The organism is Phenylobacterium sp. (genome assembly GCF_031181185.1).
Lineage (GTDB): Bacteria > Pseudomonadota > Alphaproteobacteria > Caulobacterales > Caulobacteraceae > Phenylobacterium.
The window spans coordinates 1-8,359 of record NZ_JAPSKZ010000158.1 but is presented as its reverse complement, the minus strand read 5'-3'; the positions used below and the strand labels follow the sequence as shown (position 1 = coordinate 8,359).

General features: G+C 71.0%; 8 protein-coding genes. All 8 read left to right on the top strand.

Going from position 1 to position 8,359, the window contains the following annotated elements:
- The coding region (locus RIF93_RS16145; RefSeq protein ID WP_309092474.1) for an alginate lyase family protein at positions 1–1,632 on the top strand (1,632 nt) is incomplete at its 5' end.
- A 25-nt stretch (positions 1,633–1,657) separates the two neighbouring features.
- Positions 1,658–2,935: an MFS transporter gene (locus RIF93_RS16140; protein WP_309092473.1), complete on the top strand. Its 1,278-nt coding sequence runs from the start codon at positions 1,658–1,660 to the stop codon at positions 2,933–2,935.
- A gap of 15 nt (positions 2,936–2,950) precedes the next feature.
- Positions 2,951–3,703, top strand: a complete 753-nt coding sequence (locus RIF93_RS16135; RefSeq protein WP_309092472.1) for a glucose 1-dehydrogenase — start codon at positions 2,951–2,953, stop codon at positions 3,701–3,703.
- Positions 3,700–4,026 (top strand): helix-turn-helix transcriptional regulator, encoded by a 327-nt coding sequence (locus RIF93_RS16130; protein WP_309092471.1) that lies wholly within the window; start codon positions 3,700–3,702, stop codon positions 4,024–4,026. The genes RIF93_RS16135 and RIF93_RS16130 overlap by 4 nt, the downstream gene beginning before the upstream one ends.
- Positions 4,027–4,387: 361 nt before the next feature.
- Positions 4,388–5,203, top strand: a complete 816-nt coding sequence (locus RIF93_RS16125; RefSeq protein ID WP_309092470.1) for a hypothetical protein — start codon at positions 4,388–4,390, stop codon at positions 5,201–5,203.
- Complete coding sequence (locus tag RIF93_RS16120) at positions 5,191–6,072, top strand: ThiF family adenylyltransferase (protein WP_309092469.1); 882 nt, start codon at positions 5,191–5,193, stop codon at positions 6,070–6,072. Before RIF93_RS16125 ends, RIF93_RS16120 begins: the two co-directional genes overlap by 13 nt.
- A complete protein-coding gene (locus RIF93_RS16115; protein WP_309092468.1) occupies positions 6,069–7,235 on the top strand; it encodes a hypothetical protein in 1,167 nt (388 codons plus the stop codon). Before RIF93_RS16120 ends, RIF93_RS16115 begins: the two co-directional genes overlap by 4 nt.
- On the top strand, positions 7,232–8,344 hold the full coding sequence (locus RIF93_RS16110; protein ID WP_309092467.1) for a GNAT family N-acetyltransferase: 1,113 nt from the start codon (positions 7,232–7,234) through the stop codon (positions 8,342–8,344). Before RIF93_RS16115 ends, RIF93_RS16110 begins: the two co-directional genes overlap by 4 nt.
- The last annotated feature ends 15 nt before the right edge of the window (positions 8,345–8,359 follow it).

Genomic DNA, 8,359 nt, shown 5'->3' with positions numbered 1-8,359 from the left:
CTGTCAGGGACGCCCGCGAACTTCGACCGGATCCACAACCACGCCACCTGGGCGGTCGCGGGCGTGGGCATGACCGGTTACGTGCTGGGCGATCGGGTCCTGGTGGAGAAGGCGTTGCTCGGCACAGACCGCAGCGGGCGCGCCGGCTTCCTGCGCCAGGTGGACCGCCTCTTCTCGCCCGACGGCTACTACGAGGAGGGCCCCTACTACCAGCGCTACGCCCTGATGCCGTTCGTGGTGTTCGCCCGCGCCATCGAGACCAACGAGCCCGAGCGACGGATCTTCCAGCGCCGCGACGGGGTGCTGCTGAAGGCGATCCGCACGACGATCCAGCTCACGTACGCGAGCCGCTTCTTCCCTCTGAACGACGCCGTGAAGGACAAGGGCCTCGATACCGAGGAGCTGCATCATGCGGTCGCCATCGCCTACGCCCAGACGGGCGCCGCGGACCTGCTTTCCATCGCCGAGGGCCAGCAGCGAACGGTGCTCTCGCCCGACGGCCTAAAGGTGGCGCGCGGCCTGGCCGAAGGTCGGCAGGCGCCCTTCCCCTTCCGCTCCGCCCTCCTGCGGGACGGACCCGAAGGCGACCGCGGCGCGCTGGCCATCCTGCGCTCCGGCCCCGGCTCGCGCGACCAGGCGCTGGTCATGAAGAACACGGCCCAGGGAATGGGGCATGGGCACTTCGACAAGCTCTCGTGGGTCTTCTACGACAACGGCCAGGAGGTGGTGACCGACTATGGCGCCGCGCGCTTCCTGAACGTGGAGACGAAGGGCGGCGGCGGCTACCTGCCCGAGAACGCCAGCTGGGCGAAGCAGACGCTGGCGCACAACACCCTGGTCGCGAACGGACGCAGCCATTTCGACGCCGACCTGAAGCGCGCCGAGGCCGCCTGGCCGCAGCCGCTCGTTTTTGCGGACGAGCCGCAAACCCGCATCGCCTCCGCACGGATGGACGGCGCCTATCCCGGCGTGGACTTCCGGCGCACCCTCGCCCTTCTCTCGCACCCCGACCTCGAGCACCCCGTGGTGCTCGACCTCCTGTCCGCGACGGGAAAGTCGGCCTCAACCTACGACCTGCCGCTGCACTACGCCGGCCACATCACCGCCCTTGGCGTCAAGCCGCAGTCGCACGTCGCAGAACGGCCAGTGCTGGGCGCGGCGCACGGCTACCAGCACGTCTGGGTCGACGGCGTGGCCAGGCCTGCGCCCCAGGAGGCCTGGGCCACCTGGTTGCTGGCGGGGCGCTTCTATACTTACCGGTTCATCCCCCAGCCCGGCGCCGAGCTGATCCTGGCCGAGACCGGCGCCAACGATCCCAACTTCAACCTCCGCCGCGAGCCGCTGTTCATCCAGCGCGCCGCCGGCCAGACGGACGCCACCTTCGTCAGCGTTCTGGAGCCGCACGGCGAGTACAACGGCTCGGCCGAATACACGCTCGCGCCGCGCAGCCGCATCGCCTCGCTGGAGCGCACCGCGGCCGCCGACGCCGACGTCGTCAGCATCGGCCTCGCCACCGGGCGCGTGGTGGTCCTGGCGCTGGCCCGCGATCCCGATCCGAAGGCGCGCCATCGCGTGCAAGCGGGCGGGCGCATCCTCGAATGGACGGGCCCCTACGCCCGTTTCGACCGCTGATCGGGCAACAAGGGGGCATGGTCGGATGAAGCGCTTCGGGTTCCGCTGGGTGGTGATCGGCCTGATCGCCGTGGCCACCGTCATCAACTACATCGACCGCAACGCGCTGGCGGTCATGTGGCCCGAGATCAGCCGCGAGATCGGGGCGAGCAAGGAGGACTACGCCGGCCTCGTCACCGTGTTCATGGTCTTCTACGCGCTGGGCCAATCGGTCTTCGGCCGCGTCTTCGACCGCCTCGGCACGCGCATCGGCTTCACCATCTCGATCGTGGTCTGGTCGGCGGCCATCGCCCTGCACGCCACCGCCCGGTCGGTGCTGGCGTTCGGCGCCTTCCGGGCGCTGCTGGGACTCAGCGAGGCCGGGGCATGGCCAGGCGCCGCCAAGGCCAACGCGGAGTGGTTCCCGGGGCGCGAGCGCGCGTTCGCCCAAGGGATCTTCAACTCGGGCGCCTCGATCGGCGCCATCGTCTCGGCGCCGCTGATCGCGCTCATGTTCGTGGGCTTCGGCTGGCAAGCCACCTTCCTCGTCGTGGGCGGGCTCGGCGCCGTCTGGCTGATCCCGTGGCTCTACCTCTATCGCGCCGGCCCTGCCGCCCATCCGTGGGTCAGCGAGGCCGAGCGCGCGCATATCCTCAGCGGCCGCGACGCCGCCCAGGTCGAGGCCGACGACGGCCCGCCGCCCCGGCTGGGCGAGCTGCTGCGCCGGCGCGAGGCCTGGGGCGTCATCCTCGCGCGGTTCTTCCTGGACCCCGTCTGGTGGCTGTTCGTCTCCTGGCTGCCGATCTACCTGGCCGAAACGTTCGGTTTCGACATCAAGCAGATCGGCCTCTTCGCCTGGGTGCCCTACGTGGGCGCGATGATCGGCAGCCTGTTCGGCGGCTGGCTGTCCGGCGCCCTGATCCGCCGCGGCTGGCCCGTCGGGCGGGCGCGGAAGACCGCCATCGCCGTCGGCGCGGCCGTGATGCTGCCGGCGCTGCTGGTGACGGCCCGGGCGGCCGACCCGCTGCTGGCCGTGCTGGTGATCTCGGTGATCCTGTTCGGCTTCCAGACCGCCATCGGCAACATCCAGTCCCTTCCGGCCGACTACTTCAGCGGCAAGAGCGTGGGCACGCTTGCGGGGGTCAGCGGCACGGCCGCCGTCGCCGGCGTCCTGCTCACCACCTGGCTCGTGCCCGTCATGACCAAGGTCTCCTACGCCCCGATCTTCGTGCTGGCCGCAGCCATCGTGCCGCTGTCGCTCGTCTCGGTGCTGGCGCTGGGAGAGGCCCGGGCGCGCCCGCAGGCGCCGCCTTCACAAGCTTAAGGAGAGAGATCGAGCATGGCATTCCAGGGTAAGGTGGCGGTGGTGACCGGCGGCGGGCGTGACATCGGGCGCGCGGTGTCGCTGAAGCTCGCGGCCTCGGGCGCGCGGGTCGCCCTGAACTACTGCAACGACGCCGCGGCCGCCGAGCGCACGCTGGCCGACATCAAGGCGGCGGGCGGCCAGGCTCTGCTCGTGCGGGGCGACATGACCCAAGCCGCCGACGTGGAGGCGCTGTTCGCCGCGAGCGCGGAAGCCTTCGGGCCGGCCGTGGACGTGCTGGTCAACGTCACGGGCGGGATCGTGGCCCGAAAGACGTTGGAGGAGATGGACGAGACCTTCTTCGATCGTGTGATCGCGCTGAACCTGAAGTCCGTCTTCCTGGCGACCAAGGCGGCGGCGGGCCGGATGGGCGCGGGCGGGGCCATCGTCAACGTCGCCTCCCAGGCCGGCCGCGACGGGGGCGGCGGCGGAGCGTCGGCCTACGCGACCTCGAAGGGCGCGGTGATGACGTTCACCCGCTCCATGGCGAAGGAGCTGGGGCCGCGCGGCATCCGCGTCAACGCGGTCTGTCCGGGCATGATCAGCACCACGTTCCACGACACCTTCACCAAGCCGGAAATCCGGGCGGCCGTGGCCTCGGCGACGCCCCTGAAGCGCGAAGGCCAGGCGGCGGAGGTTGCGGAGGCCATCGCCTACCTCGCTTCGGAGGCGTCGAGCTTCCTCAATGGCGTCAACCTGGACATCAACGGCGGGACCTACTTCTCATGACCGCGGTGGGCCAGGCTCCGGCGGGCGGCCTGGGGCCGCGCCCGCGCCGCGCAAATCCGGTGTTCTCGCCGGAGTACCGGGCCATGGTCTCGGTGCTCGTCCAGGAGCGCAAGGCGGCCGGCCTCTCTCAGCGCCAGCTCGCCGCCCGCCTCGGCCGGGCGGCCTCGCACGTGGGCCTGATCGAGGCCGGGCAGCGGCGCATCGATGCGCTGGAGCTCCTGCGGATCGCCCGCTGCCTCGGCGCAGACCCCGTCCGTCTGTACGACGCCATGACGCGCTCGGTTGACGACCTGGAGCCCGGCCATGACGCGGCGGATGCGTGAGCGGGCTCTGGCGGTTCTCGTCGCGCCGCCGACCCTGGCGCAGCCTTCCCGCCCGCCGAGGGACCACCTTGCCGCCGCGGCCGGCGCCGGCTGAGCCCTACCGCAAGCGAATGTCGTGGGCCCTCGCGCCGTCCACGCAGTCCTCCGGACGCCGCCAGCGAGCGGACCTTGCACCCGCGACCGCCAGCGCGACCTGAGACCTGCAAAGCTTCAGGGCTGCGCTCTCCTTGCCGATCGACGTATGTTGGACTCCCTCGGCGGAGTCGCGATGCTGAATGTGCGCTTGAGTGCGGGCCCAGGTCTGGCAACGCGGATCGTTGAGCGTCCGGGGACGACGCTGTCGCCGGTCGCCTGCCGCGCGATGATTGACGACCTGCGGCAAGTCGCGAGCGCCACCCTGCCGGCCGCTGACCTGGAGTACGGCGTCCTCGGCGGCGATCCGGCGCGCCTGGCCGATGCGGTCGTCACGATCGTCTACGAGAAGGCGACGCGGCGGCCGATCGCCTTCAACGTGCTGACGCTCATGGAAGCCGAACTGCGCGGCCAGCCGCTGGAGGTGCTGCACCTCGGCTTGGTGATGGTCGACCCCGCCGTGCGCAGCCAAGGACTGTCGGCGACACTGTACGGCCTGACCTGCGCCCTGCTCTTCTTGGAGCGGCAGGCGCGGCCCATGTGGCTTTCCAGCGTGACGCAGGTGCCTGCCGTGGTGGGGATGGTGGCTGAGACGTTCTCAGACGTGTATCCGGGCGCCGCCAAGCGGCCGAGCTTCGAGCACCGCCTCCTGGCCCGCCAGATCATGGCCCGTCACCGGGCCGTCTTTGGCGTCGGCGAAGAGGCCGGCTTCGACGAGCAGCGCTTCGTCATAACCAACGCCTACACCGGCGGCTCGGACGCCCTGAAGAAGACCTTCGAACAGGCCCCGAAGCACAGACGGGAGCGCTTCAATGAGCTGTGCCGACGCGAGCTCGACTACGATCGCGGCGACGATGTGCTGCAGATCGGGCGCATCGACATGCAGGCGGCGGCTCGCTACGCCGCCCGGGTTGCGCCGCCTTCCACCGGTTTGGGCCTGGCCTCCGTGGGCGCGCTCACAGCCGTCCGCACCCTGGTGCTTCCCGTCGTCCACTGGCTCTCCGACGACCAGCCCTGGGGTGAATTGAGACCATGGCGCCGATGAACTTCGATTATGGCGAATTCACCACCCGCAACCTCGGCTTCGTAACGGCCGAGGAGCAGGCGCGCCTTCGTAAGGCGGAGGTGTTCGTGGCTGGCGTCGGCGGCATGGGCGGCGCCTGCGTTCAGGCGCTGGCGCGCGCCGGCGTCGGACGGCTGATCTTGGCCGATGTCGACGAGTTCGAGACGTCGAACCTGAACCGTCAGGTATTCGCGTTCACCGACACCGTCGGCCGAGCCAAGGCCCAGGCGACGGCGGAGGCCATCCGGCGGATCAACCCGCAGGCGGAGGTCCAAGTGCTGGGCGCCGAGTGGACGGACCACCTCGGCGACATCGCCGCCCGCTGCAAGATCCTGGTGAACGGCTGCGACGACATCCCGGCCACGATCCACCTCTACCGCACCGCCCAGGCGCAGGGCGCCAGCGTCATCGACGCCTACGCCGCCCCGCTGCCGTCCGTGATCCTTGTCCGCCCGGGCGATCCGCGACCTGAGGCGCGGCTGGGCTACCCGACGCGGGGCCAGGACTGGCGCGCCATCACGCCGGAAGCGGCGCGGGCGGCGTTCATGAAGGAGATCGAATACGTCCTCACCCACTCCTCTGCCCACCGCCACGTGGATCTGGCGATGGCGGCGGAGATGGCCGCGGGGAAGCGCAAGCGCATGAGCTTCGCGCCCATGGTGATCACCACCGGCTGCCTCTTGGCCTACGAGGCGCTGTCGCTGGCGACGGGGCGGCCCAGCAGAACCGACTTCCGTGGCTGGTTCTTCAATCCCTACGACCTGAAGGTGGAGCGGCCCGTGCCGGCGCCCATCGCGGCGGTGAAGCGCGCTCTGGTGCGGCGCTTCATGGCCAAGCTGCTTGCGAAATGATGGATCCCGCCCTCGCCCAAGCGATGGTCGACGGCTTCGCGGCTCTGGCGCTGCTCGCCTATGCGCTTCGGGTGGGCGGGCATGGGCCAAAGAGCGCCGTGCAGGCGCGCCTGCGTTTCGTCTTCCTCCTGGCCGGCCTGTTCTACGGCCTGCGCGCGCTGTTCCACTTCACCGGCGCGGCGGGGTTCGAGGCGCTCACCCTGGTGCTGGCCGGCGCCCTGCCGCTGGGCGGCCTGCTCCTCGCCGAGCAGCTGCTCCGCCGGCATGCGCCGCGGGCGCTGAAGGTTGCGTTGCTGGCTGGCGCGCTCACCGGGCCCGCCGCGGCGCTCTTCCGGAGCGCGGCGTGGGCGGAGCCGGCGCTGGCGGCCTATGTGGTCGGCGGTCTCGCCGCGGTGCTGGTCCTTGCGCTCGTCCGCGACCGCACGAGCCTCACGACGGCCGAGAACGGCGCCCTCGACCGGATGACGGCCGGCCTCATGACTGTCGCGGCGCTCGCCGCCACGGATTTTGTGGACGCCTTCCCCGTCGGGCTCAGCGGCCTGGGCGTGCTCGCCCTGGTCCACGGCGCGGCGGGCGCCACGATTGGCGGGCGAGGGACGGCGGCGGTGCTCGCGGTAGCTCTCTGGCTGGCGGCCGGTGCGGCGGCGGGGCTCGGCCTTTCTGCCTGGACGGACTTCGCGAGGTTGGCCGCCGTCGTGCTGGCCGGCCTGGGCGCGCTCGCCGTCCTGCTCCGTCTGCAGGCCGACCACGCCGAAGCCCGCCGGCTGAGCCTGCTGCGCACGCTCGCTGGCGCAGAGACCTCTTCGCTCGAGGCGTTTCTCGCGGCGGCGACCCGCCACCCCAGCCTGTCGGACCTGGCGCTTCTGGAGGAGCCCGACATCGGCGCCTACGATGCAGAGACGCTGGCGCGGGCCTTCGAGGCGTCGCCTGTTCTCGGGGCCGGACAGGTGGCCGACCCGGCCACGCGCCTGACCCGCGACGCGCGCGAGCAGCTCGCCGACCTGCTGCGGCGGCATTCCGCGAGCCACGCCATCCGGATCACCACCAAGCCCCTGCGCCTGGCGCTGGCGGCCACGGAAGCAACGCGGACGGGCGACGACGTCGTGGAGCTCCTGATCTTCCAGCGGCTGGCCGCCGCCGCGGCGGAACGGAGCGCCCGATGAGCCTCGAGATCCGCGAGCGCGATTTCGACAGCTTCTTCGAGACGCCACTCGCGGTGTACGGACCGACAAGCCCCTATGTCCCGATGATGCAGGCCGACATGCGGCGCTACCTGGATCCCGGGAAGAACCCGCTGCTGATCGGCGGCGGCGAACTGACCTACTTCACGGCGCTGCGTAACGGCCGCCCCGTCGCGCGGCTCACCGCTCATACGCATCCGCAATCCGACCGCCGCCATGGCTGGAAGCGCGGTTGCTTCGGCTGGTTCGACGCGGCCGATGACCTCGAAGCCGCGCAGGCCCTGCTGGCTCGGGCCGAGGCCTTCGTGCGCGCTCAGGGCTGCGATCACCTCGCAGGCGCCTTCAATCTCACCGCCATGCAGCAGATCGGGATCGTCACCGAGGGCTTCGAGCACGCCCCCTATACCGACATGGTGTGGACGCCGCCGCACCTGCCTCGGCTGCTGGAGGCGTGCGGCTACGAGCGGTTCTTCCCGATGTCCACGTTCGAGTTCGATGTCGCGGCCGTCGAACCGGCCGCGCTGCGCAACCCGCGCTCGGCCGAAGTGCTCGCGTCGCCGGACTGGACCTTCGCGCCCATCGACCGCCGCCACTTCGCGGAGCGCTTCGAGGAGGCGCGGGCCTGCCTCAACGACGGCTTCCGGGACAATCCGATGTTCGTGCCGCTCACGGCCGAGGAGTTCCGCTTCCAGGCCGGCGAGATGATGTGGATCCTCGACCCGGAGATCGCCGCGATCGCCCGCCACAGGCAGGAGCCCGCCGGCGTGATCATCTGCATCCCTGATCTGAGTCCTTTTCTGAGGGCCACCGGCGGCCGCATGGGGCTCTCGGCGCCGCTCCACCTGTTGCGCACATGGCTCCGGCGCGAACGGGCCGTGATCATCCTCTACTCCGTGAAGCGGGCGATGCACGGCCTCGGCCTGAACGCCGCCATGCTGGAGCGCGTCGTCTCGGCGCTTCGCCGGCGCGGCTACCGGCGCTGCGGCGTGACCTGGATCGCCGACTCGAACGCGGCCAGCCTCAGGCAGGTGGAGAAGCTCGGGGCGCGTCGACTGCATCGTCTTCACCTCTTCCGCAAGGCGCTGGCGTGACACCCGCCCTGTTGC